The organism is Actinomyces acetigenes (assembly GCF_031296635.1).
In the GTDB taxonomy this organism is placed as follows: Bacteria; Actinomycetota; Actinomycetes; order Actinomycetales; family Actinomycetaceae; genus Actinomyces; species Actinomyces acetigenes.
On the sequence record NZ_JASPFC010000104.1, the window covers coordinates 1 to 767 of the forward strand.

At 79.7% G+C, this 767-nt stretch carries 1 pseudogene; it reads left to right on the forward strand.

The annotated features are described in order from the left end of the window. Positions 1–767, forward strand: a pseudogene (locus RIV14_RS13675) (hypothetical protein); the annotation flags it as partial.

The following is a 767-nucleotide window of genomic DNA, read 5'->3' on the forward strand; positions in this document are numbered from 1 at the left end:
CGCCGACCTGCGCGCGCCCGGCGGGGATCTGACCGCCCTGGCCAGGCAGGTACGCGGCGGTGGGGCCGGGTCGGGGGCCTGGAAGACGGAGGCCCGCCGACTGGAGCAGGCCTGCCGGCGCGCCGTCTTAGAGCAGTCGGGGCGCGCCGAGGACCCGGCCTCCGCGAGCGGTGGCCCCCAGGCACCGGGCGCAACAGGGGCGGCCGGTTCGCTGGGCACCGGGCACGGCCGGGAGACTTCCGGACGGCCCGAGGATCCGGCCGCCGCGAGCGGTGGACCGCAGGCACCGGGCGCGACGCACGGCCGGGAGGAGACTGGCCGACCCGGCGACATCGGCGGGGATGCTCCTGGGCTCGGGGACGGTGAGGGCGCCGCGTCGGCCGACCTGGAGTCGGCGGTGGCACTGGTGGCCGGGACGGCGCAGCCGCAGTGGATCGCTCGACGTCGGGGGCCGGCCCCGCAGGCGGGCAAGGAGGCGCACTACGCGAGCGTCGCCGGGACCGGGCTGCGCCTGCCGGCGGGCTCGGCACTGGCGGAGTCCGAGTGGCTGGCGGTGGCCGGCGTCGACCTGACCGGTGGGCGCGGGGACGCGCTCATCCGGGCCGCGGCGCCCCTCGAGGAGCAGACGGCCCTGGAGCTGGCCGGGGCCTGGCTGGCCGAGGAGGAGCGCACCGTCTGGGAGGGCGGACGCCTGCGCACGGAGCGCCTGCGCCGCCTGGGGGCCATCACGCTCACCACCACCCCGGGGCCGCCGCCGGGTCCGACGG